We start from the raw sequence: 25,563 nt of genomic DNA, 5'->3' as shown, positions 1-25,563 counted from the left end.
CATGTGTGAGACTCGCTCCGAATGATCACTCGGGGGGAGTTTCGCGTTGAACGCGCTGTTGAAAAGAGTGTGGATCGGCCTGGCCGCGACCTTGATCGTGAGTCTGGGCGCCGTGGTCATGCCGGATCAGATCCAGATAGCCGACGACGGGCGCATCCATCTGGGCGCGCCCGCGCCCACGCCGTCCTCATCCACGGCGCCGCCCACACCGGAGTCCACGTCACCGCCCCTCACACGGGACGCCGTGGACGAGGCGATCCGGACCGCGGTCGGCGCGGCGGGCCTCGACCCGGCGCAGGGCCACCCGCTCGGCCCGGCCGGCGCCGACTCGAACAGGACGGGCTGGACGGCCGTCCGCGAGAAGACGGCCGCCCAGTCGGAGATGGACGCGGTCTGCGCCGACCTGGAGCGCCAGGGCTGGACGCTGAACCCGAACGGCGACCGCCCCGACGCCTCCCGCAGCTACAAGCGCGGGGGCTGGTACCTGCTGGTGAGCACGCGCGGGAAGACCCAGGCGCCGTCCACCAGCTCGCCCTTGACCGACTCGCAGACCTACCTGACCCTGGCCGGGCTCCAGCTGAACCTCTCCGACATACCTCTCCCCGAGATCACCGTCCGCATCGGCTGACCCCGCACGGCGAAGCCCGCCCGAAAGCGGCGGGCTTCACCGCGGCGGTGTCACTGAGAGGCCCACCACGTCGAGGGCGCCGCGACGGTGTAACCCAGCGACTCGTACAGCGGCCTGCCCAGCTTCGAAGCGGTGAGCGTGACCGGCAGGTGCGCCACGTGGGCGAGGGAGCCGAGCATCACGGCCCGCCCCACGCCACGCGACCGGAAAGCCGGTGAGGTGCCGATCCAGTAATGGCTGCCGACGCCGTCGTCCACGACGCTGACGCCGGCCCCGGCGGGCACGCCGTCGTGCATGGCGACGAACACGTCCACGCCCGGCTGCTCGATGAGCGCCGCCGGGAACAGCTCGCCGGGGCGGTGAGGCGTGAATCCGGCCAGCTCGAAGCCCTCGATCACGATCCGCTCGGCCGCCTGGAGGTCCTCGGGCCGCCGTACCCGGATCACGTCCAGCGCCGGTTCGCCGACGGGCCCGGGCCGGCGCAGCATGACCGGCATCTGCCAGCTGCGCAGGCCCAGGTGGCTCAGGTCGGTCGAGCTGAACGGATCCTCGGCGTTCACCGTGCCTGCGGCTCGGCCCACCAGCTCGCTCACCTCGGCCAGTTCGTCCGGGTCGAGGACCGGCTCTTGGATCAGGATCCGCAGGCCGGCGCGCACGTCACCGTCGACCGCGACGAATCCGCGGCGCCGGATGACCTCGTGCCCCCGGCACCGGCCGGTCGCGGTCCACAAGGCGGCGGAGTTACGGGCCTGACGCAACGGCGCCTCGGTCAGGTCTACGGACACGGGCCGGTCGGCCGACATGGATCGTGTTGTCATTGCGCCTACGGTACGGCTCAACTCCCGTATCGCAGGGGCCAATTCCTTACGGCCTGACTGGGCCACCGCGCCCAGGATGCCGATCGCGGTCATGCACGATGGCACTTCCCGGTCAGGTGGTGGGTGTCGTTGAGGGACTGCACCGTGGCGGTGCCGTCCTTGTCGTACGTCACCGTCGACAGGGAGGCCGCCGCGACCTCCATGCGGAACAAGGTGTGCGGCGGGGCCTGGAGGGCGAGGCGAAGCAGGGTCCTGACCGGTACGACGTGGGAGACGATCAGGACCGTGGCGCCGGCGTACCGGGCCAGGAGGCCGTCCCGTACCGCGGTGACCCGGCGGGCGACCTGGTGCATGGTCTCGGCCGCGCCCGTGGGCGGGCTGTCGGGCGAGGTGAACCAGGCGTTCAGGTCGTCCGGGTAGCGGGCGCGGACTTCGGAGAAGGTCAGGCCCTCCCAGGCTCCGAAGTCCGCTTCCCGCAGGTCCGGGTCGACCTGGAGGTTCAGGCCGAGGCGCTCGGCCACCGGCCGGGCGGTCTCCCGGCAGCGCCGCATCGGTGACGTGACGACCGCCTCGATGTCGCCGCGGTGGGCGAGGGCGTCCGCTGCCGCGTCCGCCTGGCGGCGTCCGGCCGGCGAGAGTCCCGGGTTGGAACCTCCGCTGCCGGAGAGCCGCCGCCCGGGGGTGAGCAGGGTTTCGCCGTGCCGCAGCAGTACGAGCGTCGTCACGTCGCTCACTTCGCGGTCTGCGCGAAGTGGTCCCGTACGCAGTCGGTCTGCTTCTCCATGATGTCGATGATGCCCTCGACCACGCTCAGGTCGGCGTCCTCGGCGATCTCCAGGATCCGCGACCAGTCGAAGAAGCTGCGGGCCGGGTCGTTGGTGATGGGGAACACCCGGATGGTGGCCTCGTAGCTGGCGACCCCGCTGGTGGGGGCGACGGCACGGTAGGACTGGGTCCTGTTGATCTCGTCGCGGGCGGCGATCTCCTGCTGGACGACCTTGCCGCTGAGCGTGAGCTTGAAGTCGTAGCGGGCCGGGACCGTTTCGACCGAGCCGCCCTCCACCCAGCTCACGTCCCGGTGGACGTCCAGGTCGCCGGGGGACACGATCTCCAGGATCTGCATGGCGTCGCGGATGGTCGCCCACACGGTGTCCGGGTCGGCGTCGAGGATGGTGGAGTGGTACATGGTGTGCTTGCGCTGGATCGGCACGGAGTGCTCCTTCTTGCGGTGGTGGACGGTCATCGCTTGGCGACGAGGTGGTTTCCGAGGATCAGGTAGTCGATCTCGGTGCCCATGAAGCAGTTCAGGGCGTCGGTCGGCGTGCAGACGATGGGTTCGCCGGCGACGTTGAACGAGGTGTTGATCAGGCAGGGCGTGTCGGTGAGTTCGGTGAACTTCCGCAGCAGCGCCGTGAGCCTGGGGGTGCCCTCGTCCGTCAGGGTCTGGATGCGGGAGGTGCCGTCCACGTGTACGGCGCCGGGGATGCGGTCCTTGTACTCCTCGCGGACGGGGAAGACGAACGTCATGTACGGGGAACTGGTCTTGCGCCCCATGTCGAAGATCTTCGGCGCCTGCTCCTCGAGGACGAGGGGAGCGAACGGGCGGAACGGCTCGCGGTGCTTGACCCGGGTGTTGATGATGTCCTTGATGTCGCTGAAGCCGGGGTTGGCGATGATGCTGCGGTGCCCCAGCGCACGCGGCCCGTGCTCGACGCGGCCTTCGAACCAGCCGATGACGACCTTCTCCGTCAGGAGCTTCGCCACGTGCTCGATGACCTCGTCATCGTCCAGGCGGGAGGCGACGACACGGTCGGCGAAGCCCTCGAGGGCCTCCTCGATCGCGGCCTCGTCGTAGGCCGGTCCCAGATACGGGGTGACGGGCGTGGAGGCGGCGCGGATGTCCGCGCGGTCGGTGTCGGGGTGGCCCAGCCAGGCGTGGACCGCGGCACCGATGGTGATGCCGGTGTCGGAGGCGCCGAAGCTGACCTGCATGTCCTCGAAGCGGGAGCCCTCAAACAGCGGTGTGTTGTTCAGGCAGTTCAGGGCGACGCCGCCTTCGAACAGCAGCCGGTCGAGATCCGTCCGCTTCTCCAGGTGCCGGACCTGGTGCGCGGTGGCCACGTTGAGCATCTCCTGGGCGGCCGCGGCCACCCGGGAGGTGTATTCGAGGGTGTCCTCGAAGGGTCCGAAGTACTCCTCGAACAGCGCGTCGTGGCTGTGCAGGTTGTCGGTCTGCAGGGCCTTGGTGAAGGAGTACCGACCGTCGTCGTGCAGCACCAGGAGGTTGTCGAGGAACGGGTTCGGGGCCGGCGGGGCGGCGTACCCGGCCAGGCCCATCACCTTGTACTCGTCGTTGTTGGGGACGAAACCGAGGAAGCGGGTGATGGAGGAGAACAGCGTGCCCATGGAGTACTGGGCACCGATGACGCTGTCCTCGAAGACGGTGATCCTGCCGTCGCGGATCTCGCCCGTCAGGGTCGAGAAGCGTTCGGCGCGACCGTCGCTGACGAGGAAAGCGGCGTCCTTCATGCCGGCGAGGTAGTAACCGGTCGTGGCGTGCGCCAGGTGGTGCGGAACGAAACGGACCTTCGCCGGGTCGGGGCGGTGCCCGGTGCGGGCCTCGAAGTCCGCGAGGATCGCCTCGGGGCTCACGACCTGGTCGAAGAGGTCGGTCATGTCGCCCAGGAGGCGGGTCTTCGCGTCCTGCGCCATCGGCGAGGTGCGGATGCCCTCCTTGATCGCGTCCAGGACCTCGGTGGTCCAGTTCCAGGGGAAGGCGAACAGGTCGACGTCGTCGAACGTGATGCCCGCTTCCTTCAGGCACCAGTCGATCGCGTGCGCGGGGAAGTCGGTGGTCTTCTTCTCCCGGTTGAGGCGTTCCTCCTCCACCGCGGCGACCAGACGGCCGTCCACCAGGAGTGCGGCGGCGGCGTCGTGGCCCAAGAGGTAATGCTTGTTGATGCCGGTCGCGCCGAGGCGCTCGGAGAAGAACTCCGAGACCCGACTGAAACCATTACATCCAAGAACAATCACGGCATTCTTTCCTGTTCTGGGGCTACTTGACGATCAGCAGGTCGCGGAGCTGCTCCCCAGCCGCCGGGGCCTGGCACAGGCCCGCGCCCGTGAATCCGGCCGCGTACAGGAAGCGGCGGGTGGGGTGTTCCCCGATGAAGGCGGTGTTGCCGGGGCTGGCGTCGAAGTCACCGGACCACGCGCGGTGCAGGCCGATGCCGTCCAAGGCGGGGAACAGGGTGCCGAGGTGGCCGGCGATGCGGCCGAGCCAGTCCTCGCGCGCTTCGCCGTCCTTCGGCGCGCCCATGGCGAGGAGGATGCGGTCCTTCCAGGACCGGATCCGCAGCCCCGAGGCGGCGTCCATCGTCATGGGCATGTCCCGGTGCGGGGACGGCGGGACGTCGGTGAACAGCATCTCCATCACGCGGGGCGCCAGCGGCAGCTCGACCGACGCCATGGAGGCCACCTCGCCGGACCACGGCCCGGCCGTGCACACGATGCTGTCCGCCTTGATGCTGCCCTGCGGGGTATGGACGGTGTTGTCGTCGTCGATGCGAGTGACGGGTGTGTGGGTGAACAGCCGGGCACCGTGGTTGCGGGCGGCGGCGGCGTAACCGCGGACGATGTCGAGGCCGTCCACGTGGTACGCCTCGGGAGCCCAGCCGGCGGCCAGTACGGCGCGCTCGCTGATCAGCGGGTTGAGCTCGGCCGCTTCACGGGCACTGATCAGCTCGACCCGGACGCCGGCGGCCCGCTGGGCCTGCTGGTCGGCCTCGAACTCGGCGATCTGCTGTTCTTCGGTGAACAGCGCCATGAACCCGAGCCGCTTCAGCCCGAGGGAGGCTCCGGTGTGGCGGGCGAAGTCGTGATAGGCGTTCAGGCTGCGCACGGCCCTCTGCCCCGTGGCGGGGTTGCCGGGGAAGTAGGTGCGGACCATGCCCGCCGTGTGCGCGGACGCCCCGCCGCCGAGGCCTCCGCGTTCCAGCAGCACGGTGTCCACGCCGGCTTCGGCGAGGTGGTAGGCGGCCGATGTTCCGATCACTCCCCCGCCGATGACGACGGCGTCAGCGCGGGCGGGCAGGGCGCTCAAGGTCTTCCTTCTCCTGGGGTGTGGGGTGCAGGGGGCGGGGGATGACCGCCGATGGCGTCATCCCCTCGCCGGACTCCGCTCCGGGCATGGCTGCGCGTTCTCTCAGGCGCCCTGCTGGCGCAGGTGGTCTCCGGTCTCCCACGGGTACAGCTGGAGGTTCCAGCCGCCGAGGCAGTTGATGTAGAGGGCCATCTGGCTCGCGACGGCGTAGAAGTCGTCGCGGTCGAGGTCGTCCAGGACGGCGAGGAAGCGCTGGGTGAAGGCCCACAGCTTCTCCAGGCCGCAGTAGCCCAGGAACTCGGCGGGGACGCCGACCAGGAGCCGGGTCATGTGGACGAGGGACTCCATGGGCATGCCCTGGACGGCCGCGCGCACGATGCCGCCGTAGGCCGCGTAACCGAGCGGCCGCGTCTCGCCGTTGACGAACAGCAGGGTGGGCAGGACGGTGCCGAAGTTGCCCGCCTGGGAGGGGATGATGCCCTGGTGGAGGCCCTCCAGCTCGACCGGGGGTGCGAGCCAGATCTTCTCGGTCTCGGCGACGATGTCGGCGATCAGGCGGGCGGCGTCCGCGTGGGCGGCGCGGAGCGTCGGGATGCTGTGACCGCCCGGCTCGCCCGCGCGGCGGACTTCGGCGACGATCTGCTTCTTCGTGGAGTAGACGGCGTCCCAGATCGCGGCCCCGGCCTCCAGCAGGGCGGGCATGTCCGCCTCACGGATCTGGCCGACGGGGGTGGCCGGCATCGGCTCGGTCAGCGTGCCGTACTTGATGCCCAGGTGCTGCAGGCCGGAGCAGAACACGGTGCCGTTGGGGGCCTCGCGCCGGTCGGGGATGCGGGTGTCGTGGGGCGTGTGCAGCAGAGCGGGTATCGGCGATACGTGGTAGAGGTGCTCGCCCGCGATGAGGGCGTGTCCCTGGAGGCTCTGGTAGGGCAGCGACTCCCACAGGGCGTCGGCGAGTGCCGGATTGCGGTCGTCAAGGTCGGCGGTGACGGTGATGCCGAGGTCGGGCCAGGAGATCTCGATCTGACGGCCGGGCAGCTTCTCGGACAAGGTTTCCCCGTTCGTTGGTTCGTCTTGTCCAGCGAGTACATCGCCAACCGGCTTGATTCAGACAGGCGTTGAAAACATGAAACCTGGGCGGTCCAATAGATCAACAGTTCGTATGTTTCTACGGAACCCCAGCTCAGGCCGGTTGGTGTGCGGTGACTTCACGGCTCACGCGCCGGTTGATTCACGAGGATTCAGGCAGATCCGCATCAACTGGCTTTCCCGGGAAGGCTGTTGCGCCGTTTGGCCGAACAGGACCGGGTCGACGTGCGCCCACCGCCCCGGTCGGAAGTGCCCGGATCCGGCCCTGTGGGCGCGTCCGACCCCCGGATGACTCGGCGGCCGCGGCCGGGCCCGCTCTTCACTGGTTTTCCCCTGCAACGCCCGCACCCGGCGCCGCGGCCCCCCAGGGCAGGGACCGCCAGCGCCCTCGGCAGCGAAGATGCGGGCGTCGGCGGCGGGTGCTGCAATGGCTGTGGAGCTCCGCCCGCCCGGGGATGCGCGGGAAACGCCCGCCGCGTGCGAGGAGTGGTCGAGGTGGTCATGAGCGACGCCGTCGAAGAGCCGTCCTGACGCCATGGAACGCTACGCGGGCCGGCAGGGCCGGCGCCTCCTGGCGGGGTGCGTGCTGCGTTCGACGGCCTCGGTGGTGCTGCTCACGGCGCTGTTCTACCTGGCGCCCCTGGACGGCGGGTTCGTGGTCCTGACCGTCCTGACCCTCGGAGTCGGGCTCCTGCTCTTCGGCCTGCTGGTCGCCTGGCAGGTCACCGCGGTCGCCCGTGCCCCCTACCCGCGGCTGCGCGCCGTCGAGGCGCTGGCCACCGCCGTGCCGCTGTTCCTGCTGCTGTTCTCCGCGGCGTACTTCCTGCTCTCGCAGGACGCGCCGGAATCGTTCTCGGAGCCGCTGAGCCGCACCGACGCCGTGTACTTCGCGGTCACGGTGTTCGCGACCGTCGGGTTCGGGGACATCGCGCCCACCGGTCAGACCGGCCGGGTGCTGACCACCGTGCAGATGGTCTGCGACCTGATCGTGGTGGGCCTGATCGCCAAGGCACTCTTCGGCGCGGTCAGGATCGGGGTGCGCAGGCGCCGTCCGCAGGACGAGCCCGGGAGTGAGTCATGACGCAGTCGAGCCCTCGGTCCGGACCGCCCGTCAGCGGGACGCAGCCGCACGAGGCGGACGTCCTGCGGCACACGCTGCGCAGCGCCGGATACCTGAAGACGCTCGGTTTCTGCGCCCTCATCGGCATCCCGGTGTCCCTCGCCGCCTTCTGGTTCCTCGTCGCCCTGCACGAACTGCAGGACGCGCTGTGGGGGGACCTCCCCGAGGCGCTGGGCTGGGACACCCCGCCCTGGTGGTGGCCGCTGCCCCTGCTGCTCTTCGCCGGGTGCGCGGTCGGCCTGGTCGTCATGCACCTGCGCGGCGGCGGCGGTCACGTCCCCGCCTCCGGCCTGCACACGGGTGGCACCCCGCCGGCCGCCCTGCCCGGGGTCCTGCTCGCGGCGATGGCCGGCCTGCCGTTCGGAGCGGTGCTGGGACCGGAAGCCCCGCTGATCGCCCTCGGCGCCGGGCTGGCCCTGCTGTTCCGGGACCTGGCGCAGGCACCGGCGACCGCCCAGAGCACCGCGCTCGTGGGCGCGGCGGGGGCGGCCGCTGCCATCTCCGCCATCCTCGGCAACCCACTGGTCGCCGCGGTGCTGCTGATCGAGGTGGCGGGCGTGGGCGGGCCGCAGCTGTTCGCCGTCATGCTGCCCGCCCTGCTGTCCACCGGGGTCGGCTCCCTCGTGTTCACGGGCCTCGGGCGCTGGACCGGGTTGCACACCGGCGACCTGTCGCTGAACGCGTCCGTCCCCGTCCCCCACCTGGACGCGGCCGACGTCCTGTGGGCGCTGGTCCTCGCCGTGGCCCTCGCCGCCGCCCTGCACCCCGTACTGGCGGCGGCCCGGGCGGTCGCCTCGTACCTCACGGCCCGGCCCTTCACGGGGACCGTCCTGTGCGCCCTGGGCGCCGCGGTCTGCGCCGCCCTCTACGCGCTGGTCACCGGCCGCGCGCCCGACGAGGTCGCCTTGTCCGGGCAGGCGTCGCTGGCCGCCCTGGCCGCCGACCCGCACGCGTGGGGTGTCGGTGCGCTGCTGGCCCTCCTGCTGCTGAAGGGGGCGGCCTACGCCCTGTGCCTCGGCGGCCTGCGCGGCGGCCCGGTGTTCCCGGCGCTCTTCCTCGGCGCGGTGACGGGCGTGCTCCTCGCGCCGCTGCCCGGCCTGGGCGTCGTGCCCGCGATGGCGGCGGGCATGGCGGCGGCCGCGGCGGCCATGCTGCGGCTCCCGGTGAGCAGCGTGGTGCTGGTGACCCTGCTGCTGGGCGGCGCCGCGATGATGCCGGTCGTGATCCTGGCGGCCGTGGTGGCCTTCGTCGTCACCGAGCTGCTGCCCGAGGGGGCGTCGCCCCCGGCGGTGCCGGCGGAGCCCGCCGGCGACCGGGCTGCGTAGCCCTTCCCGAGGTCCTCCCGGCAAGGGCCGGGCCGCGTACGGGCACGGGCGGGGGCCGGCGGCTTCCGTTTCCGGGGCCGGGGCTGCACGATCGGCTGACGATCTCGTGCGGGAAGACCGCCGGCCCCACCACAGGAGAACCTCATGCACCCGTTCCTCACCGCCCTCAGCGGGCTCGCCTGGACGGTCGTCTACGTCGAAGCGATCCGGATCGGGTTCCGGCAGAAGACGTACGCGATGCCGATGGCCGCTCTGGGCCTCAACTTCGCCTGGGAGTCGATATACGCGGTGGACAGCCTGGCGGCCGGAGTGTCGCTCCAGGGCGTGATCAACCTGATCTGGGCGCTGGCCGACGTGGCCATCGTGTACACGTTCTTCGCCTTCGGGCGCGCCGAGCTGCCGCGCTTCGTGACCCGGACGATGTTCGCCGCCTGGGGCGTGCTGCTCTTCGCCGCCTCGTACGCGGTGCAGTTCCTGTTCATGGCGGAGTTCGAGCACCCTTCCCGCTACTCGGCCTTCCTCCAGAACCTGCTGATGTCGGGCCTGTTCATCGCGATGCTGGTCTCCCGGCGCGGCCTGCGCGGGCAGAGCCTGACCATCGCCGTCGCGAAATGGCTCGGCACGCTGGCCCCCACGATCCTGATCGGCGTGCTCGACCACGCGCCGTTCATCCTGGGCCTGGGGCTCCTGTGCTGTGTGTTCGACCTCGTCTACGTCGGCCTGGTGGTCTGGGCGAGGCGCAACCCGGACGCGCTGCGGACCGGCGAAGGCCCGGCTCCGGCGTGAGCCGGATCCGGGCCTTCGTGCGGGACGGTCGTCACGCGCCCGCGGCGACCTCGATGAGCGCGCCGCGGCGGTCCAGGTCGAGTACGTGTTCCAGGTCCCGTTCCAGCACCCCGGGGTCCTCGTGGGCGAGGACGACGCGGCCGTAGGACGTGATCAGGTCGGTCGTCTTCTCGATGCGGTCGCCCGGCGCCTGCTCGCAGGTGTCGAAGAGGTAGCTGTCGAGCTCCCGGCAGGACTCCCGTACCCGGTTCGCCGCGACCACGCCCCCCGCGGGGGAGGAGAGGAAGCACTCGACGACGCCCCGCCGCAGGGAGGGCCGTACCCGGGTCAGGCGCTCGAACTCCTCCGGTGCCACGCGCGACGCCAGGGTCAGGTCGATCACGGAGTGCGAGGAGGACTCCTCGACCAGCCGCGGTCCCAGTCCGCCGTGCATGCGGGCGCCCGTCTCGATGAGGACCGGGCCGTCCTCGGTGAGGATGAGCTCGCTGTGGGCGGGGCCGTTCTCGATGCCCAGCGCCGCGAGCACCTGCTCCACGTAGGCCACGATGTCCGGGTGGTCGGCGACCTCCACCGACGACATCGCACGGTAGACGGGGTTCCCGTCGACCGTCTCCTTGGTGTAGCGGAACATGTTGACGACGAAGGCCGAACCGTCCAGGGACACCGAGTCGACGACGAACTCCGGTCCCACGATCCGCTCCTGGACCAGGACCTGGGTGATGAGCTCACCGGCCAGGTCGTCCCGGCCGAAGAGCTTCTCGCAGGCCGCCCGCACCTCGTCCGGCGAGGAGCAGAAGAACACCCCGTCGGTGGCGAAGGACTTCACCGGCTTCACGACGTACTCGGCCAGTCCGCTCGCGGCACACCAGGCCAGAGCGGACTCGGTGTCCTCGGCGAGGTGGTGCGGGATGTACCGGACGCCCGCGTCGCGCAGCCGGCCCTGCATCAGGAACTTGTCGCGCCGCGCCTCGGACGACCCGGTGTTCGGGCGCATGCCCCAGTGGGCGGCCAGCAGGTCGTACGCCTCCACCCCCGGCTCGGAGCCGCAGATGAGGTGGTCCGGCCGGCCACCGCACAGGGCCTCGACCGCCCGGGCCGTCGTGAGGACGTCCGTGTGGCGCAGCTCCGCGACGAAGTCCCCGGCCGGGTAGGTCGCGACGAGCGCGGGCGGCAGGGTCTCGGAGGTCAGCACGGCGACGGAGTCCAGCCCGTACCGCTCCTTCGCGCGCCGGGCGAGCGCCGAACCGCTCGAGTACGGATCCACGATCACGAGCTTTCCCGTGCGCTCAGGCATTCTCCAGCACCTTCCCTTCCTTCTCGTCGCTCTCGGCGCGGGGCGCGGGCTCGTTGCTGCGGACCATGGTCATCGCGAGCGACCCCACGAGGGCGCAGCCGGCCGAGACCCACAGGGCCGTCTGCCACTGCCCGCCGTCGAGCAGGTCCCCGTAGACGGCGGCCGCGACCGCTCCGCCCAGGTAGAACGAGGACTGCCGCATGCCGATGGAGACCATCTGGCGCGCCGGCGCGAAGCCCGACATGGCGACCGTGTCCAGGAGCGGCATCAGGCAGTAGTTGAACAGCAGCCGCAGCAGGTAGAGCACGATGAAGACGGCCAGCGGCACGGTCAGCGACTGGAGCAGCAGGCCGAGGACGGCCAGGACCCCGAAGAAGGCGGCGCTCGGGCGCAGCGAGAAGCGCTTGACCAGGACGGGGGCGAAGATCGCGCCGAAGATGCTGACGATCTTGTCGGTACCCAGGATGAGCGAGATGTCGCTCACCGGGATGTCGTAGATCTGCTGGAAGAGGACGTTGGCGAAGCGGAAGAAGAGCGCGATCGACGCGCCGAGGAAGCCGGCCGCGAGGAACAGGGCCACGAAGTTGCGCTTCTCGACGGGCGCCCGGCTCTCCTCCTGCGTGACCGCCGCGGCCGTCTTCGCGACCGTCCGCGCCGACGGGAGGCGCAGGACGAGCATCAGGCAGGCCGCCAGGAAGGACAGCAGCAGGAAGAAGCGGTACTTCTCCAGGTCGCTGGTGTGCAGCCAGCCGCTGACGGCGGACACCAGCGCGGAGCCGATGACTCCCGCGCCCAGGTAGGAGATGAAGAACGCGCTGAACAGGCGCGTGCGGGAGGCCTGCGGAACCTGCGCGCCGGCGATCGCGTTGCCCACCGAGAGCAGGCCGAGCATGCCGGCGAGGATCAGGCTGAGGACGACGGAGGCCGAGGCGACCGAGGCCACGAACGGCAGGCCGGCGAACGGCAGGGTGTAGAGCACCGACGCGCCGATGAGCAGGGCCCGCTGCGACATGAACCGGCCGAGGAAGAGGAGCGGGATGACGGCGACCGCCATGGCTCCGGTGGCGATGGCGTAGATCACGCCCGCGTCGCCCTCGTTGATGCCGCGCTCGGCGAGGTAGAAGTTGAACACCACGTCGAAGATGGTGTTGGCGAGCCCCATGAAGAAGGACGCGGCCAGGTAGAAGTAGATGGGGCGGGGGACCGAGGACAGTTTGCTAAACAAGGGGAGCACGTCCCTGGATCGGTTCAAGTACGTGTCCGGAGTGGAGCTCGATCAGCGCCGCCCCGTGGCTCCACGGGCCGTAGCCGTCCCGGGTGGCCAGGTGTCCGCCGCCGGGGACGACCTCGACGGTGCTCCCCCAGGTGGCGGCCAGCGCCAGACCGCGGTCCAGCGACAGGAACGGGTCGTCGTCGGAAACCACGAGGTGCGTCTTCACCGGCAGCCCGACGGTGGGCAGCGGCGCCTGCGGGCTGATGGCGGGCAGCGTGTCGGCCGCCTCGACATCGGCCGGGGCGACCAGGAGCGCCCCGACGACCCGGCTGTCGAAGTGCGTCGCCGCCCACTGCGCGACGGTCACCGATCCGCAGCTGTGGCCGATGAGGAAGACCTCGCCGTCGATGCCGCGCACGGTTTCGTCGAGCCGGGCGACCCAGCGGTCGCGGTCGACGACCGCCCAGTCGTCCTGGACCACGCGGGAGAACCCGGCGTAGGTGTTCTCCAGGTGTGTCTGCCAGTGGTCCGGGCCTGACCCGGTATACCCCGGTACGGTCAAGTAGTGCATGGAATTACCTTTCGAGCCCGAGGTCCTGGAGGGGAACGCTGAGGCCGAAATGGAGCCCGAGCAGTTCTTGGAGCTGTGCGCCGTCGTCGACGGGGGTGGTGGTGCTGCTGCCGTCCGCCACGATCGTGAGGTTGCCGTCGCGGACGCTCACCCGGCCGGTGGGGGTGGGGATGCTGGCCACCTTGTGCTGGTTCAGCAGGCTGTTGGGCGACGCCGTCGTGTAGAAGTGCGCCATGTCCAGATCGGGCGCCTCGACGGGGGCGTCGACGAACCGGTAGATGTCCTGCCACTCGGCCGCGTTGACGGCGTGTTCGTGGATCGACACCGTCCAGACCGGAGCACCGGGGCCGGACTCGAGCCTGACCCGGGTGGAGAGGGCGGGGTGGGTCAGCTGCTCCCCGTCCGCCAGCCGGACCGGGCCCCGGGGGCCCCGGGCGCCGTAGCCGATGTCGAAGAGCCAGCGCTCGGCGTCCAGGGTCACGATGAAGATCTGGTGGGTCGCGGGGCCCTTGGGGCTGACGCTGCCGCCCAGCCGCAGCTCGTAGTCGAATCCGCAGGCGTCGAAGAGCCACTGCATCATCCGCCCCGTTTCGAAGCAGATGCCGCCGCGGCGGCGGTCCACGATCGTCTCGTGCAGCGCCTCCCGGGTCAGGCCGCGCTCCGCGTTGCCGTGCATGCTGAAGTTCTCGAACGGGACGTTGTACAGGTGTGCTTCATGGAGGTGCCGAAGGCAGTCGAGGGTCGGCTCCAGGGGCGTGCGGAGCCCGAGCCGGCCGGCGTAGTCGGCGATGAACTGGTTCACAGGGGTCTTTCCGGTCACTGTCGTGGGGGGGCGTGGGGGCGGTCGCCGGCGTCAGACGTTCAGCACGAGCCGCGTGCCGATCGACTTGCTCACGCAGGGGAGCATGTAGCTGGACTCGGCCTTCTCCTCGTCGGTGAGCACCTCGTCGCGGTGGTCGATCCGGCCGGTGCGGACCTCGACCTCGCAGGTCCCGCAGATGCCCTGCCGGCAGGAGGACGGCACCCCCACGCCGTTGCGGTTCAGCGCGTCGAGGAGCGGCTGGTGCTGGGCGGCCTCGAAGGTGATGCCGGTCTTGACGCACTCCACCTCGACGGAAGGGGGCATGCCGGTGGCGGCGCCCGCCGCCGAGCCGTCGGTGACCAGCTGCCGCGCACCCGGCGCGCGCTCCACGGCGTCCCGTACCGCCGCGACCATCCCGGCCGGGCCACAGACGCCGACGGTGCTGCCGACGGGGATGCCGGTGACCACCGCGTCCCAGTCGGGGCGGCCGTGGCTGCCGGTGTCGAAGGTGACGACGCTGCCGTTCTGCTGCCGGGCCAGCTCCTCGATGCGGTCCAGGAACGGGAACTCCTCCGCGCCGCGGTCGACGTAGAAGAGCCGCCAGTCGCGCAGCCGGCCCCCCGCCAGGACCGCGAGGATCGGGTTGATGCCCACGCCGCCGGCCACGAAGTGGCTGAACGGGGTGGCGTCCTCGGCGGTGAAGTGCCCGCCCGGGGCGGAGACCTTGACGGGTGCTCCCACGTGCAGGCGCGGCGAGAGGTGGTCGCGTCGGCCGCCGCGGTCGCGGTTGCGGACGGCCAGCTCGTAGCCCTCGTCACCGGACGCCAGGATCGTGTACGTCTTGTAGCGCGGGCCCACGCGCAGGGTGAGGTGCTGGCCGGGCACGGCGGCCGGCAGCGGGGCGCCGCCCGGGGCGCCGGTGAGCCAGTACTGGGTGACGCTCGGGGTCAGGGCGCGCGCGGCCTGGACGGTCGCGGCCCGTACGGTCTCGGTCCTCACGCGATCAGCCCCGATTCCTGGAACGCCTCGAGCGTGGCGGCGTGCTCCAGTGCCCCGGCCTCGACGAAGTACTGGAGGGTGGGTCCGGCGCCGCGGCGCACGTCGTCCACCACCTTGTCGTGCGTGTAGCAGTCGCTCATGATCTGTTCCACCTCGTGACCGGTCAGGCCGGACGCGCGCAGTCCGAGGGCGGCGCTCGCGTAGTCCGGCTCCAGGAACGCGAAGATCAGCCGCGGGATGTACGGGCCGGCCAGCTCCCGTTCCTTCTTCGTCATCGCGGGCCACAGGAACCGGAGCAGCGTCGAGAAGTAGGAGTGGTGCTTGGCCTCGTCGACCGCGTGGTCGGCGACCATCTCGCGCACACCCTCGGGAAGCCGCTTGTCCTGCGGCAGTTCGTCCAGGATCGAGGAGATGAGCGTCTCGCTGACGATGGCGAACAGCAGCTCGTCCAGTCCGCGGATCTCGCCCGGCAGCTCGTCGTGGATCCGCGCGAGCTCGGCGGTGAAAGTCGGCGTGTCCGGGAGGGCGGGGGCGACCTGCGTACGGGTGCGGACCTCGCGCAGAATCTCGTACGTGAACTGCGCGTGCCAGGCCTCGTCGGTCACGATCTTGAAGGCGTCCAGCAGCATGTGCTCGGGCAGGTCCAGTCCGGACATGCCGCGGCTGATGTGCCCGGTGACCGGGATGACCGCGCTCTGCTCCAGGTCGATGGTGAACTTCAGGTACTCGTACAGGCGGTGGACCAGGACGGTCTCACGGATGCGGGGCTCGGCCTGCTGGAGGATCGGGTGCGCGAGCGCGGGGACGAGCTCCGGGCTGAAGAAGAGTTCGCCGTCGCCCTCCAGGACGCGCATCGGGCTGTTCCGGACGGTGGCGACGCGTTCCCAGGTACGGAAGCGGCTGCGGTAGTCGGCTTTTACAAAAGCCTGGTCGAGGCGATTCTGGTGCCGGCGGGCGAGAACGGTCCGGTTCGCCGTTCTCGCGAATTGCAGTGCCATGCTCTAAACCTTCATGTGACTGCCCAGGTCGTCGTGTGACCTGTATGTGTGGTGGTGTCGTTGGCTGGAGGATGTCCATGGACACAACTGCCCGTCAAGCGGCAGAAGTTTGCCGCTGTACGGGGTTGTCCGGTTCGTCAGCATTGGAAAAACGTCGAATCGGACAAATGAAAGACGACCGGCAAATGATTGCCGGTCGCCGGTCGGAACGGGCGGGCGAGCGGCAGAAGTTTGCCGCTCGGGCTCGCACCGGGGTGTGTACAGTGTTCGCTATTCCGCCGAACTGCCGTTCTGCTGGGCGGGGATGTGCGGACGCGGGGGCGTGGCGGGATTCTGCGGCAGCAGCATGACGCAGCGCATTCCGTGCTGGTAGGCGGGGAGGAGCACCTGAGAGGTGACGGTGATCTGTTCGGGTGAGACGTGGGGAAGGCTCAGCCGGTAGCGGTGACCCTGGCGGAATGCGACGACCTTCGGCCCCCGGGCCCAGAGCTGACGGCATTCGGGATCCTGCAGGATCCGCTGGAGAAGACGGTCGAGGGGTGCGGGGTCCGCGCCCGTGGCGAGGGCGAAACGGAGCATGGCCAGATAGATTTCGGCGTGCCGGCGCCAGTCCAGCATCTGTTCGCGGGCCTCTTGTTCGGTCAGCGCCCAGTGCATGAGATTGGCATTCGGTTCGCGCACCCACGGAAACCAGGTGGCCATCAGGGTGTTGTAGCCCAGGATGTTCCAGCCGCCGTCCGTGAGATAGGCGGGGAACTGCGTCTGGCTCGTGACCAGCCGCAGGAGCGCGAGCTGGTCCTCGGCCGCACCCTCGTCGTCCGCGAGGGCGACGCCTGCGCCGTCGAGTGCGCGGCTGTACAGGACCATCCGCTCGTCGGGACCCAGTACCAACGCTTCGGAAAGCCGTCCCAATATGTCACTCGAAAGCGATACGGAATCCCCCGATTCCAGGCTTCGGTACCAGCGCTCGCTCACGCCCATGAGTTCGGCGACTTCCTTTTGCGGAATCGCCTTGTCGCGCCGCAGTTTCACACCTGCGTCAACTCGCCAGACGCGCAGGAGCTGCGGCAGTTCCATGGACTGAAGAGGCGGGTCGGGCAGCGTGGAAGGGCGATGATGAACGCCACTTGTCCCCATCGTTAAATCTCCCCCCGATGGTGCGATATCGACTCGTGGTATGGAGTCGCAGTGTACAGCGTGACGCGCGTCTCAGGGCCTTGCGCAAACAGCCGCGGGGCCGCTTTCATGCATCCAACTGCCTATCACCCACAGGCGGTTGAGAGCCTGGAACAGGAAAGCAGATCCCCATGCACCAGCCGACCCCACCCCACGGCCGGCCAGTCGAAGTGACCCGCGCGACAAAGCGGCGGGTCGTCATTACCGGTTTGGGTGCGATCACCCCTCTCGGCACCGGCGTTCCGCACCTTTGGCACGGGCTCCTCGAAGGACGAAGCGGCGTACGGCCCCTGGAAGGCGAAGAGTTCGACGGTCAGCCCGTGCGCATCGCCGGGACGGTGCCCCAGGACCCTGCCGAACTGCTTCCCAGACCCCAGGCCCGGCGGATGAGCCGGGCCTCCCAGTTCGCCGTCGTCGCCGCCCGCGAGGCATGGCGCGACGCGGGCTTCACCGCCTCCGGGACCGTCGAGAGGGGCATCGACCCGAGCAGGGTCGGCGTGTCCGTCGGCACCATCATCGGCGGCGCCCCCGTCCTCGTCGACGGGGACCGCCGGCTGCGCGAGAAGGGCCCGCGGGGCGTGTCCCCGCTCACCGCCCCGATGACCGTGCCGTCCCAGCCGGCCGCCCAGATCTCCCTCGACCTGCGGATCACCGGTGAGGCGCGCACCGTCGTCAGCGCCTGCGCGTCGGGCACCGAAGCCATCGGGCAGGCCATCGACCGCATCCGGCACGGGCACCTCGACGTGGTCCTGGCCGGCGGGGCGGAAGCCGCCGTCACCCCGGCCGTGATGGCCTCCTTCGCCGCCATGCGCGCCCTGTCCACGCGCAACGACGAGCCCGAGCGGGCCTCCCGCCCCTTCGCCAAGGACCGCGACGGCTTCGTCCACGGGGAGGGCGCCGGGCTGCTCGTCCTGGAGGCGGAGGAGCACGCCCTGGCGCGGGGCGCGCACATCTACTGCGAGGCGGCGGGCTGGGGCCTGTCCGCCGACGCCCACCACCTCGCCGCGCCCGACCCCTCGGGCGACGGGATCGTCCTCGCGATGCGCCGCGCGCTCGCCGACGCCGGATCCCGGCCGGGCGATGTCGTCCACGTCAACGCCCACGCCACCGCCACCGTGGACGGGGACCTCGCCGAGGCCACGGCGCTGCGCAGGCTCCTGGACGAGCGCGGCGCGCAGGCCCCGGAGGTCCCGGTCACGGCCGTGAAGGGCAACATGGGCCACCTCCAGGGCGCCGCGGGCGCGGTGGCGGCCGTGGTCGCCGCCCTCACCCTCGACCGCGGGCAGATCCCGCCCACCCTCGGCTGCGACGATCGCGACGACGCCTGCGACCTGGACGTTGTCACCTTCGTGCCGCGCCCGCTGCCCGCCGGCGGCGACGTCGTCCTGAGCAACTCCTTCGGCTTCGGCGGGCACAACGCGGTCCTCGCCCTGCGCCGCGACACCTCGGACCGCACGGACCGCTCGGACCGCTCGGACCGCTCGAAAGAAGACAAGGCCGCATGACCGACACCGCCCCCGCTCCCGCACCCTCTCCCACGTCCCAGGACCTGGTCCGCGCCTTCCACCGGGCCTTCGGCCTCGGCGTCGGATCCGCCCCGGCCAACGTCTCGCCGGAACTGGCCCGGCACCGCCAGGTCCTCCTGGAGGAGGAGGTCGCCGAACTCGCCGAGGCGACGGAGTCCGGCCGCCTGGCGGACATCGCGCAGGAACTGGCCGACGTCGTCTACATCGCGTACGGGACCGCCGCCGTGCACGGGATCGACCTCGACGCCGTCCTGGCCGAGGTCCACCGCGCCAACATGTCGAAACTCGGCCCGGACGGCCGCCCCTCGTACCGCGAGGACGGCAAGGTGCTCAAGGGCCCGTCGTATCGTCCGCCGCAGGTCGCCGACGTCCTGCGCGCGCAGTCCTGACGGGGCACCCCCACCAAAACGGCTGGGCACGGGCCGAAAAGCAGCCGAGGATCGGGGGCGTGTCCCGAACCGCATCCGACCCCGTGCCCCCTGCCGCCGAACCCGCCGAGCCCCCGCCGGCCGTACCGCGGTACTCGCTGCGCCGCGACGTGTCCTTCCCGGCGCTCCTCGCCGGGTTCATCGCGGTGATCGTCTCCTACTCCGGCCCGCTGGTCGTCGTGCTCGCGGCGGCCCGCGCCGGGCACCTCGACCAGGCCCACACGGCCTCCTGGATCTGGGCGGTGTCCATCGGCTCCGGCCTGACCTGCCTGTTCCTCAGCCGGCGGACCCGGATGCCGGTCATCACCGCCTGGTCCACGCCCGGCGTCGCGCTGCTCGTGACCAACCTCGGCGACTACCCGTACGCCCAGGCGGTCGGCGCCTTCCTGCTCAGCGCGGTCGCGATCGCGGTGATCGGCTACAGCGGCCTCTTCGGCCGGCTGATGCGCGCCGTGCCCACCGGGGTGGTCAACGCCATGCTCGCGGGCATCCTGTTCTCCTTCGGCGTCGGCATCTTCACCGAGCTGAAGGCCTCCCCCGCGATCGTGCTCGGCGCCTTCACCGCCTTCTTCGTGATGAAGCGGATCAGCGTCCGGTGGGCCGTGCCCGTCGCCCTGCTCGTGGGCGCCGGCGCCGCGCTCGCGACGACCGGGCTGGACTTCGAGCTCGGGTCGGGCGGGGGCAGTGTCCTGGTGCGCCCGGTCTTCACGGTGCCGGAGTTCTCGGTGGCCGCGCTCGTCGGCATCGCGGTCCCGCTCGCCGTGGTCACCCTCGCCTCGCAGAACGCCCCCGGCGTGGCCGTGCTGGAGGGCGCGGGCTACGCGCCGGACGACCGGCTGCTGATCGGCTCCACCGGGGCGGTGTCCGTCCTGCTGGCCCCCTTCGGCTCGCACGCGGTCAACCTCGCCGCCATCACCGCCGCCCTCTGCACCGGGCCGGAGGCCCATCCCGACCCGGAGCGCCGGTACGTCGCGGGCATGTCCTGCGGTTTCTGGTACCTGCTGGTGGGCTCCTGTGGCGGGGTGCTGGTCATCCTGTTCGCGGGGCTGCCGGCGGCGCTGATCGCCGTGGTCGCCGGCGTGGCGCTCCTGGGCGCCCTCCAGGGCAGCCTGACGGCCGCGCTCGGGGAGACGGCCACCCGGGACGCCGCGGTCGTCACCTTCCTGTGCACCGCCTCGGGGATGAGCCTGTTCGGCATCGGTTCCGCCTTCTGGGGGCTGGTGCTGGGCCTGCTCACGCACGGCCTGCTGACCGTCGGTCGCTCCCGCCGGGGCCGGACCGCCGGCTGACCCTCCTCACTCCAGCTGGTCGGTGAACCGCTTGAGCGCCTTGGCGCCGAGCGGGTCCACCAGCGGGTGCAGGGCCCGGTCGATCAGCCGGACGCCCGGGATGCGCAGGGCGCCGAAGAAGGCGAAGCGGGTGCCGTCGCCCTCCGGAACGGCGGCCATGCCGCCGAGGACGAACCGGCTCTGCATGAGGCACCAGCCGGGCCGCAGCTCGATGTCGAAGCGCGCCCTCATCCCCAGCGGACTGCGGGCCCTGGCCTCGAGGCGTTCGCCGGCGGCCGCGGTCACGGTGAAGGCGCTGATGTCGGTGATCAGCACCGGCATCTGGTGCTCCAGGTCCGAGGCGAGCGCCCAGACCCGGTCGAAGGGGGCGGCGAGCAGGTGGTCGGCGTAGCTCGCGCCAGGTGTGGTGCGGGCGATCACCCGCAGCCGGCGGACCGGGTCGAGCGCGGCGACCGGCCAGGAGTCGTTCAACGTTCCCACGCCTTCCGGAAGGTGCGGCGGGCCCGGAACAGCCGGGTCCGTACGGTGGATTCGGGCACTCCGAGCAGTGCGCTGACGGCGTGCTCGTCGAACCCTTCGAGGTCGCGCAGGACCAGGACGGCGCGGTGCGCCGGCGTAAGCCGCTCCAGCACGTCCCGTACGTCGGCGGCGAGTTGGGGGTTGTCCCGGGCCGGGACCTCGTCGAGCGGGTCCGGTACGGCCCGTGAGGCCGCACGGGCGACCCGTACGGCCTCCCGTACGGCGATCACCCGCGCCCAGCCGAACAGCGCGGCGGGCTCCCGCAGGGTGCCGATGCCGCGCAGGATGACGATCAGCGCCTCCTGGGTGGCGTCGGGCCCGTCCTGCAGCGCGATCGGCCCGCACAGCCGCGCCACGTACGGGGTGAGCAGGTCGAGGAGCTCCGAGGCCGCCAACCGGTCGCCGCGCTGGACCGCGCGTACGAGGTCCGCCGAATCCACCGCGCCCGCCGGTCCGGTCGTGACCGCGCGGCACGCGGGCCCGGCCGAACCGGCCCCCGGGTTGCCCATCGCTTCCTCCTTCTCGAGCGGGTCTCGGAAAGGAGGAGGCGCCGGACCGGCCGGACATTCCCGTGAGGCGGGTCACACGGGGCCGGGCGACGCGTCGTACGCGGTCTCGATGGCCCCGCAGCGCTGGGGCCCGAGGACGAGGATCAGCCGTTTTCACGGCCGGAAAATCCCGGAGCAGGCTCCACCGTTTATATGACTTTTCCGTTCGTGAATATCTGCCACCGCGGCTGCGGAATTACGGGAGACACGGAAAGCTTCCCGGCCTGCCACTTCCTCCTGTGCTACGGTGCCGTTAGTTGCAGTTGTGGTTCCCAAAAACTTACAAGTGCTCTCGTCGGATCTTCGGCGGGCGCTCTTTTTATTTACCGGGTGTTTCTTTCCGGTCGGGGCAACCAAGCGGCGACGCCGGGCCCGCACAGTGCGGTTCCGGGCACTGCCCCAAAGGAGAATTCATATGGCATCTGGCACCGTGAAGTGGTTCAACGCGGAAAAGGGCTTCGGCTTCATCGAGCAGGAGGGTGGCGGCGCCGACGTCTTCGCCCACTACTCGAACATCGCCTCCTCGGGCTTCCGTGAGCTTCAGGAAGGCCAGAAGGTTACCTTCGACGTCACGCAGGGCCAGAAGGGCCCGCAGGCCGAGAACATCGTTCCCGCCTGATCGCCGACGCTCCACCCAGCCGGGGCCCGCACCTGAAGGTGCGGGCCCCGGTGGCAAACTCAGCGGCTCCTTCCGGCGCTTGCTAGAGTGCCGGTCCATGTCGAACCCTGATGACCTGCTCATCGATCTCGCTGCCAAGGTCGAGTCGGAGCAAACCAATCAGATGTCCCTCACGGTCGTGGTCCACGGCGCCGTCATCACCGGCCGCCTCGCCCCGGAGAGCGTCTGGCGTCAGCGCGTGGCGGAAGTCCTCCACGACTCCGACCGACTGGCCCCGTTCGCGGAAGTCTTCCGCGCCTCCGGCCCCGCCGACGGACCCCCCTCACACCTCCACTTCCACGTGGCGCGCATCCTCCAGGGCACCCTGGGCATCCCCGAAACCGGCGGCATGTACCGGATCGCCATCAAGGACGTCGGGGCGTGGACCGTCGGGGACTTCAGCTACTCCGACCGCTAGGCAGCTGCTCCGACCGCCGGCCCCGCCGGCTCCGGGAACCGCACGGCACCGCACGACGGCGTCATGCGGTTCTCGGTGCTGGGCGCGCGCCCGAACCCGGCCGGGTGGAATCGGTGGGGTATGTGTGGTTTGGTTCGGGTATATCCCCTTGGACAGCGCAACGACGTCCCCCGGGTACGCGGCCCCCGCCGCCCGGGTCACACCGTCGGAGGAGCGCAGGCCATGCACCGTACAGACCTCACAGACGTCGCAACCCACGAGGCCAGGACCCTGTCCGTGTCCCTGTTCCGCCGGCTGGCGGAGCTGCAGGAGGGCAGCGCGGAGTACTCGTACGTCCGCAACACCCTCGTCGAGCTCAACCTCAGCCTCGTGAAGTACGCCGCCCGCCGGTTCCGGGGCCGCAGCGAGCCGATGGAGGACATCGTCCAGGTCGGCACCATCGGCCTGATCAAGGCCATCAACCGGTTCGACCCGGAGCGCGGGGTGGAATTCACCTCGTTCGCGATTCCGACGATCACCGGTGAGATCAAGCGGTTCTTCCGGGACACCAGCTGGGCCGTCAAGGTCCCGCGCAGGCTCCAGGAGCTGCGGATCGACACGGCGAAGGCGCACGACGTCCTGGAGCAGGAGCTGGGCCGCGAGCCGACGGACACCGAGCTGTCCAGCCACCTGGACGTCACGCCCGAGGAGCTGTCGGAGGGACGGAAGGCGGCGTGCGCGTACTCCGCGCGCTCCCTGGACGCGCCCCCGCAAGAGGACAGCGGCGAGCGGGACGCCTATGCCGAGCGGCCCTCGCTCGGCGAGGAGGAAGAGGCGTACGACCGGATCGAGTGCCTGGAGTCGCTCAAGCCGATGCTGGCCGGTCTGAGCGAGCGGGAGCGCACGCTGCTCTCGCTGCGTTTCGGGCAGGAGCTGACACAGACCGAGATCGGCGACCGGCTGGGCCTGTCCCAGATGCACGTGTCCCGGCTGCTGACCCGGACCCTGACGCGGCTGCGCACCGGGCTGCTCACCGACGAGGCGGACGGGACGGAGGCGGCGCAGGGGACCGCCCACGCCGCGCACGGCGGCGCCGAGGCGCACGGGACCAAGGCGGCGCACGGGACCGAGGCCGCGCACGGGACCGAGCCTGCGCAGGGCCCGAAGACGGCCGACGGGGCCGGTCCGTCGGACCCGCAGGGGCCTACGCGCGCCGGGCCGCCACCTCCAGCCAGACCGTCTTACCGGGCCGGTCACCCCCGGAAGGTTCAGACCCCCAGCTCCGCGCGAGCCGTTCCAGCAGGATCAGTCCGTGTCCACCCGGTAGCGCCCGGTCGCCGGGCAGCCGCCGGCGCGGGGGCTCGGAACTGTCGTCGCTGACCTCGACGCGCAGCCGCTCGGGCATGTGCCGCAGGACCAGTTCGCGCGGGCCGCCCGCGTGCAGGCAGGCGTTGGTCACCACCTCGGAGACCAGGAGCAGTGCGTCCTCCACGGCCTCCGGCCGCCCGCCCTGGCCCGGCCACTGCCAGTCCGTGAGCGCCAGGCGGGTGAAGTCCCGGCATCTGCCCACGACCCCGGCCGTGGCACCGCCCAGGACCAGCCGCCGCGTCTGCTCCGTCACCTGGCCTCCCGCCTCATACCGCCGAAGGGCCCATCCTAGGACGCCGCCGAACAGTCGTCCTGACGCTTGATTCCGTATCTCGGAAGTTGGATTCCATGATGCGGTAAAAAAGAGGGTCGCCGCGTCCACGCCTCCGGATCCGCCGAGGGGGCTGTGGCCACATCGTCCGAGTCCGGCATGCGGGATGCGCCCCCAAGGCACCCCCGGACCCGCATGCCGGACTACTACCCTCGTTTCATGAATGCAGAGTCCGACGCCCTCACCGCCGCACACGACGCCGTCAAGGAAGCAGACCGGAAGCACGTCTTCCACTCCTGGTCGGCGCAGGAGCTCATCGACCCGCTCGCCGTGGCCGGTGCCGAGGGCTCGTACTTCTGGGACTACGAGGGCAACCGCTACCTCGACTTCTCCAGCGCCCTCGTCTACACCAACATCGGCTACCAGCACCCCAAGGTCGCCGCGGCCATCCAGGAGCAGGCGGCCAAGCTGTGCACGGTCGCGCCCGGCTTCGCCGTCGACGCCCGCTCGGAGGCGGCCCGGCTGATCGCCGAGCGCACCCCCGGCGACCTGGACAAGATCTTCTTCACCAACGCCGGCGCCGAGGCCGTCGAGAACGCCGTCCGCATGGCCCGCTTGCACACCGGCCGGCCCAAGGTGATGTCCGCGTACCGCTCCTACCACGGCGCCACCTCCACCGCGATCAACCTGACCGGCGACGCCCGCCGCTTCGGCAACGACACGGCGACCGCCGGTGTCGTCCACTTCTGGGGGCCCTTCGCCTACCGCTCGCCCTTCTACGCGACGACCGAGGCCGAGGAGTGCGAGCGCGCGCTGCGGCACCTCGAGGACACCATCGTCTTCGAGGGCCCGCAGTCCATCGCCGCGATCATCCTGGAGACCGTCGGCGGCGCCCCGGGCGTGCTCGTCCACCCGGACGGCTACCTCGCCGGCGTGCGCGCCCTCTGCGACCGCTACGGCATCGTCTTCATCCTCGACGAGGTCATGGTCGGCTTCGGACGCACCGGCAGGTGGTTCGCCTCCGAGCACTGGGACGTGACCCCCGACCTGCTCTGCTTCGCCAAGGGCGTGACCAGCGGATACGTGCCGCTGGGCGGGGTCGCCATCTCCGCGGCCATCGCCGAGACCTTCGCCCGCCGGCCCTACCCGGGCGGGCTGACGTACTCCGGGCACGTGCTGGCCTGCGCCGCAGCCGTCGCCACGATCAACGTCATGGAGGAGGAGGGCATCGTCGAGCAGTCCGCCCGCACCGGCGCCGAGCTGCTCGGCCCCGGCCTGCGCGCGCTCGCCGAACGCCACCCCTCGGTCGGGGAGGTCCGGGGTCTGGGGACCTTCTGGGCCCTGGAACTCGTACGGGACGCCGCGACGCGCGAGCCGCTGGTCCCCTACAACGCCTCCGGGGCGGACAACGCGCCGATGGGCGCCTTCGGGGCCGCCTGCAAGAAGGGCGGGCTCTGGCCGCTGCTCGCCGGGAACCGCATCCACATCGCGCCGCCCTGCAACATCGCGGCCGACGATGTCGCCAAGGGGCTGGAGATCCTCGACGAGGCCCTCTCCGTCGCCGATGCGCACATGGTCTGACCTGGGGGAATGTGAGGTCGCCCAATCCGTGGGTGCCTGTCTTGGAGGTTCGGCGCC

26 protein-coding genes and 1 pseudogene are annotated in these 25,563 nt (G+C 70.8%); 11 read left to right on the top strand and 16 right to left on the bottom strand.

Annotated elements, in window-relative coordinates; genetic code table 11:
- Positions 1 to 46: 46 nt before the first annotated feature.
- On the top strand, positions 47 to 628 hold the full coding sequence (locus ACIP5M_RS03600) for a hypothetical protein (RefSeq protein WP_401191352.1): 582 nt from the start codon (positions 47 to 49) through the stop codon (positions 626 to 628).
- 50 nt (positions 629 to 678) lie between these two features.
- Here ACIP5M_RS03600 and ACIP5M_RS03595 read toward each other — a convergent pair whose 3' ends face one another.
- The 6 genes from ACIP5M_RS03595 to ACIP5M_RS03570 all read right to left on the bottom strand — a co-directional run bounded on the left by ACIP5M_RS03595 (position 679) and on the right by ACIP5M_RS03570 (position 6,598).
- Positions 679 to 1,446: a GNAT family N-acetyltransferase gene (locus ACIP5M_RS03595; protein ID WP_401191351.1), complete on the bottom strand. Its 768-nt coding sequence runs from the start codon at positions 1,444 to 1,446 to the stop codon at positions 679 to 681.
- 89 nt (positions 1,447 to 1,535) lie between these two features.
- The gene (locus ACIP5M_RS03590; protein ID WP_401191349.1) at positions 1,536 to 2,171 is read right to left on the bottom strand and encodes a histidine phosphatase family protein; all 636 of its coding nucleotides are present in this window, start codon (positions 2,169 to 2,171) and stop codon (positions 1,536 to 1,538) included.
- A 5-nt stretch (positions 2,172 to 2,176) separates the two neighbouring features.
- Positions 2,177 to 2,656: an SRPBCC family protein gene (locus ACIP5M_RS03585; protein WP_401191347.1), complete on the bottom strand. Its 480-nt coding sequence runs from the start codon at positions 2,654 to 2,656 to the stop codon at positions 2,177 to 2,179.
- 29 nt (positions 2,657 to 2,685) lie between these two features.
- Entirely contained in the window at positions 2,686 to 4,479 is a 1,794-nt protein-coding gene (locus ACIP5M_RS03580; RefSeq protein WP_401191345.1) for a carbamoyltransferase, read from the bottom strand.
- 22 nt (positions 4,480 to 4,501) lie between these two features.
- Positions 4,502 to 5,548 carry an NAD(P)/FAD-dependent oxidoreductase gene (locus tag ACIP5M_RS03575; RefSeq protein WP_401191343.1) on the bottom strand — a complete coding sequence of 349 codons (1,047 nt, stop codon included), beginning with the start codon at positions 5,546 to 5,548 and terminating at the stop codon, positions 4,502 to 4,504.
- 102 nt (positions 5,549 to 5,650) lie between these two features.
- A complete protein-coding gene (locus ACIP5M_RS03570; RefSeq protein ID WP_401191342.1) occupies positions 5,651 to 6,598 on the bottom strand; it encodes a hypothetical protein in 948 nt (315 codons plus the stop codon).
- A 574-nt stretch (positions 6,599 to 7,172) separates the two neighbouring features.
- On the opposite strand from ACIP5M_RS03570, the gene ACIP5M_RS03565 reads away from it, so the two are divergent.
- The 3 genes from ACIP5M_RS03565 to ACIP5M_RS03555 all read left to right on the top strand — a co-directional run bounded on the left by ACIP5M_RS03565 (position 7,173) and on the right by ACIP5M_RS03555 (position 9,868).
- Positions 7,173 to 7,718, top strand: coding sequence for a potassium channel family protein (locus ACIP5M_RS03565; RefSeq protein ID WP_401191340.1), 546 nt, complete (start codon positions 7,173 to 7,175; stop codon positions 7,716 to 7,718).
- Entirely contained in the window at positions 7,715 to 9,082 is a 1,368-nt protein-coding gene (locus ACIP5M_RS03560; protein WP_401191338.1) for a chloride channel protein, read from the top strand. Before ACIP5M_RS03565 ends, ACIP5M_RS03560 begins: the two co-directional genes overlap by 4 nt.
- Before the next feature lie 144 nt (positions 9,083 to 9,226).
- Complete coding sequence (locus ACIP5M_RS03555) at positions 9,227 to 9,868, top strand: hypothetical protein (RefSeq protein WP_401191336.1); 642 nt, start codon at positions 9,227 to 9,229, stop codon at positions 9,866 to 9,868.
- Between the two features lie 31 nt (positions 9,869 to 9,899).
- Here ACIP5M_RS03555 and ACIP5M_RS03550 read toward each other — a convergent pair whose 3' ends face one another.
- The 7 genes from ACIP5M_RS03550 to ACIP5M_RS03520 all read right to left on the bottom strand — a co-directional run bounded on the left by ACIP5M_RS03550 (position 9,900) and on the right by ACIP5M_RS03520 (position 16,822).
- Positions 9,900 to 11,162 (bottom strand): ATP-grasp domain-containing protein, encoded by a 1,263-nt coding sequence (locus tag ACIP5M_RS03550; RefSeq protein ID WP_401191334.1) that lies wholly within the window; start codon positions 11,160 to 11,162, stop codon positions 9,900 to 9,902.
- Complete coding sequence (locus ACIP5M_RS03545; protein WP_401191332.1) at positions 11,155 to 12,387, bottom strand: MFS transporter; 1,233 nt, start codon at positions 12,385 to 12,387, stop codon at positions 11,155 to 11,157. The genes ACIP5M_RS03550 and ACIP5M_RS03545 overlap by 8 nt, the downstream gene beginning before the upstream one ends.
- The gene (locus ACIP5M_RS03540; RefSeq protein WP_401191330.1) at positions 12,380 to 12,946 is read right to left on the bottom strand and encodes an RBBP9/YdeN family alpha/beta hydrolase; all 567 of its coding nucleotides are present in this window, start codon (positions 12,944 to 12,946) and stop codon (positions 12,380 to 12,382) included. The genes ACIP5M_RS03545 and ACIP5M_RS03540 overlap by 8 nt, the downstream gene beginning before the upstream one ends.
- A 4-nt stretch (positions 12,947 to 12,950) precedes the next feature.
- Complete coding sequence (locus tag ACIP5M_RS03535; RefSeq protein ID WP_401191328.1) at positions 12,951 to 13,748, bottom strand: arylamine N-acetyltransferase; 798 nt, start codon at positions 13,746 to 13,748, stop codon at positions 12,951 to 12,953.
- 51 nt (positions 13,749 to 13,799) lie between these two features.
- Entirely contained in the window at positions 13,800 to 14,747 is a 948-nt protein-coding gene (locus tag ACIP5M_RS03530) for a 2Fe-2S iron-sulfur cluster-binding protein (RefSeq protein ID WP_401191326.1), read from the bottom strand.
- The gene (locus ACIP5M_RS03525; RefSeq protein WP_401191324.1) at positions 14,744 to 15,745 is read right to left on the bottom strand and encodes a diiron oxygenase; all 1,002 of its coding nucleotides are present in this window, start codon (positions 15,743 to 15,745) and stop codon (positions 14,744 to 14,746) included. Before ACIP5M_RS03525 ends, ACIP5M_RS03530 begins: the two co-directional genes overlap by 4 nt.
- A gap of 270 nt (positions 15,746 to 16,015) precedes the next feature.
- Entirely contained in the window at positions 16,016 to 16,822 is an 807-nt protein-coding gene (locus tag ACIP5M_RS03520; protein WP_401191322.1) for a helix-turn-helix domain-containing protein, read from the bottom strand.
- Positions 16,823 to 17,052: 230 nt separating this feature from the next.
- Between ACIP5M_RS03520 and ACIP5M_RS03515 the strand changes: the two genes are divergently transcribed.
- The 3 genes from ACIP5M_RS03515 to ACIP5M_RS03505 are packed head-to-tail and all read left to right on the top strand — an operon-like array spanning position 17,053 to position 20,164.
- Positions 17,053 to 18,426 carry a beta-ketoacyl-[acyl-carrier-protein] synthase family protein gene (locus tag ACIP5M_RS03515; protein WP_401191320.1) on the top strand — a complete coding sequence of 458 codons (1,374 nt, stop codon included), beginning with the start codon at positions 17,053 to 17,055 and terminating at the stop codon, positions 18,424 to 18,426.
- Complete coding sequence (locus ACIP5M_RS03510; RefSeq protein WP_401191318.1) at positions 18,423 to 18,836, top strand: MazG nucleotide pyrophosphohydrolase domain-containing protein; 414 nt, start codon at positions 18,423 to 18,425, stop codon at positions 18,834 to 18,836. The genes ACIP5M_RS03515 and ACIP5M_RS03510 overlap by 4 nt, the downstream gene beginning before the upstream one ends.
- 59 nt (positions 18,837 to 18,895) lie before the next feature.
- On the top strand, positions 18,896 to 20,164 hold the full coding sequence (locus tag ACIP5M_RS03505; protein WP_401191316.1) for a benzoate/H(+) symporter BenE family transporter: 1,269 nt from the start codon (positions 18,896 to 18,898) through the stop codon (positions 20,162 to 20,164).
- A gap of 6 nt (positions 20,165 to 20,170) precedes the next feature.
- On the opposite strand, the gene ACIP5M_RS03500 is transcribed toward ACIP5M_RS03505, so the two are convergent.
- Positions 20,171 to 20,635 carry a hypothetical protein gene (locus tag ACIP5M_RS03500; protein WP_401191314.1) on the bottom strand — a complete coding sequence of 155 codons (465 nt, stop codon included), beginning with the start codon at positions 20,633 to 20,635 and terminating at the stop codon, positions 20,171 to 20,173.
- On the bottom strand, positions 20,632 to 21,192 hold the full coding sequence (locus ACIP5M_RS03495; protein WP_401191312.1) for an RNA polymerase sigma factor: 561 nt from the start codon (positions 21,190 to 21,192) through the stop codon (positions 20,632 to 20,634). Before ACIP5M_RS03495 ends, ACIP5M_RS03500 begins: the two co-directional genes overlap by 4 nt.
- Positions 21,193 to 21,646: 454 nt before the next feature.
- Here ACIP5M_RS03495 and ACIP5M_RS03490 point away from each other — a divergent pair, with 454 nt between their 5' ends.
- From ACIP5M_RS03490 to ACIP5M_RS03480, 3 genes and pseudogenes are all read left to right on the top strand, one after another.
- The gene (locus ACIP5M_RS03490; RefSeq protein WP_030011983.1) at positions 21,647 to 21,850 is read left to right on the top strand and encodes a cold-shock protein; all 204 of its coding nucleotides are present in this window, start codon (positions 21,647 to 21,649) and stop codon (positions 21,848 to 21,850) included.
- 97 nt (positions 21,851 to 21,947) lie between these two features.
- Positions 21,948 to 22,307 carry a hypothetical protein gene (locus ACIP5M_RS03485; protein WP_401191310.1) on the top strand — a complete coding sequence of 120 codons (360 nt, stop codon included), beginning with the start codon at positions 21,948 to 21,950 and terminating at the stop codon, positions 22,305 to 22,307.
- A gap of 120 nt (positions 22,308 to 22,427) precedes the next feature.
- A pseudogene (locus ACIP5M_RS03480) lies at positions 22,428 to 23,327 on the top strand (SigB/SigF/SigG family RNA polymerase sigma factor); the annotation flags it as partial.
- A 163-nt stretch (positions 23,328 to 23,490) separates the two neighbouring features.
- Here ACIP5M_RS03480 and ACIP5M_RS03475 read toward each other — a convergent pair.
- Positions 23,491 to 23,778: an ATP-binding protein gene (locus ACIP5M_RS03475; protein WP_401191870.1), complete on the bottom strand. Its 288-nt coding sequence runs from the start codon at positions 23,776 to 23,778 to the stop codon at positions 23,491 to 23,493.
- Positions 23,779 to 24,144: 366 nt separating this feature from the next.
- Between ACIP5M_RS03475 and ACIP5M_RS03470 the strand changes: the two genes are divergently transcribed.
- On the top strand, positions 24,145 to 25,506 hold the full coding sequence (locus ACIP5M_RS03470; RefSeq protein WP_401191308.1) for an aspartate aminotransferase family protein: 1,362 nt from the start codon (positions 24,145 to 24,147) through the stop codon (positions 25,504 to 25,506).
- Positions 25,507 to 25,563 lie beyond the last annotated feature (57 nt).

Origin of the sequence: Streptomyces sp. NPDC088762, assembly GCF_044750905.1 — a bacterium.
In the GTDB taxonomy this organism is placed as follows: Bacteria; Actinomycetota; Actinomycetes; order Streptomycetales; family Streptomycetaceae; genus Streptomyces.
The sequence above is the reverse complement of the archived record's forward strand: the minus strand, read 5'-3'. Positions and strand labels throughout refer to the sequence as shown.

Bases quoted from the DNA above. Each gene is read 5' to 3' on its own strand.
- ACIP5M_RS03595 (WP_401191351.1), bottom strand. From the start codon at position 1,446: ATGACAACACGATCCATGTCGGCCGACCGGCCCGTGTCCGTAGACCTG.
- ACIP5M_RS03565 (WP_401191340.1), top strand. From the start codon at position 7,173: ATGGAACGCTACGCGGGCCGGCAGGGCCGGCGCCTCCTGGCGGGGTGC.
- ACIP5M_RS03560 (WP_401191338.1), top strand. From the start codon at position 7,715: ATGACGCAGTCGAGCCCTCGGTCCGGACCGCCCGTCAGCGGGACGCAG.
- ACIP5M_RS03555 (WP_401191336.1), top strand. From the start codon at position 9,227: ATGCACCCGTTCCTCACCGCCCTCAGCGGGCTCGCCTGGACGGTCGTC.
- ACIP5M_RS03550 (WP_401191334.1), bottom strand. From the start codon at position 11,162: ATGCCTGAGCGCACGGGAAAGCTCGTGATCGTGGATCCGTACTCGAGC.
- ACIP5M_RS03540 (WP_401191330.1), bottom strand. From the start codon at position 12,946: ATGCACTACTTGACCGTACCGGGGTATACCGGGTCAGGCCCGGACCAC.
- ACIP5M_RS03525 (WP_401191324.1), bottom strand. From the start codon at position 15,745: ATGGCACTGCAATTCGCGAGAACGGCGAACCGGACCGTTCTCGCCCGC.
- ACIP5M_RS03520 (WP_401191322.1), bottom strand. From the start codon at position 16,822: ATGGAACTGCCGCAGCTCCTGCGCGTCTGGCGAGTTGACGCAGGTGTG.
- ACIP5M_RS03515 (WP_401191320.1), top strand. From the start codon at position 17,053: ATGCACCAGCCGACCCCACCCCACGGCCGGCCAGTCGAAGTGACCCGC.
- ACIP5M_RS03510 (WP_401191318.1), top strand. From the start codon at position 18,423: ATGACCGACACCGCCCCCGCTCCCGCACCCTCTCCCACGTCCCAGGAC.
- ACIP5M_RS03495 (WP_401191312.1), bottom strand. From the start codon at position 21,192: ATGGGCAACCCGGGGGCCGGTTCGGCCGGGCCCGCGTGCCGCGCGGTC.
- ACIP5M_RS03490 (WP_030011983.1), top strand. From the start codon at position 21,647: ATGGCATCTGGCACCGTGAAGTGGTTCAACGCGGAAAAGGGCTTCGGC.
- ACIP5M_RS03485 (WP_401191310.1), top strand. From the start codon at position 21,948: ATGTCGAACCCTGATGACCTGCTCATCGATCTCGCTGCCAAGGTCGAG.
- ACIP5M_RS03470 (WP_401191308.1), top strand. From the start codon at position 24,145: ATGAATGCAGAGTCCGACGCCCTCACCGCCGCACACGACGCCGTCAAG.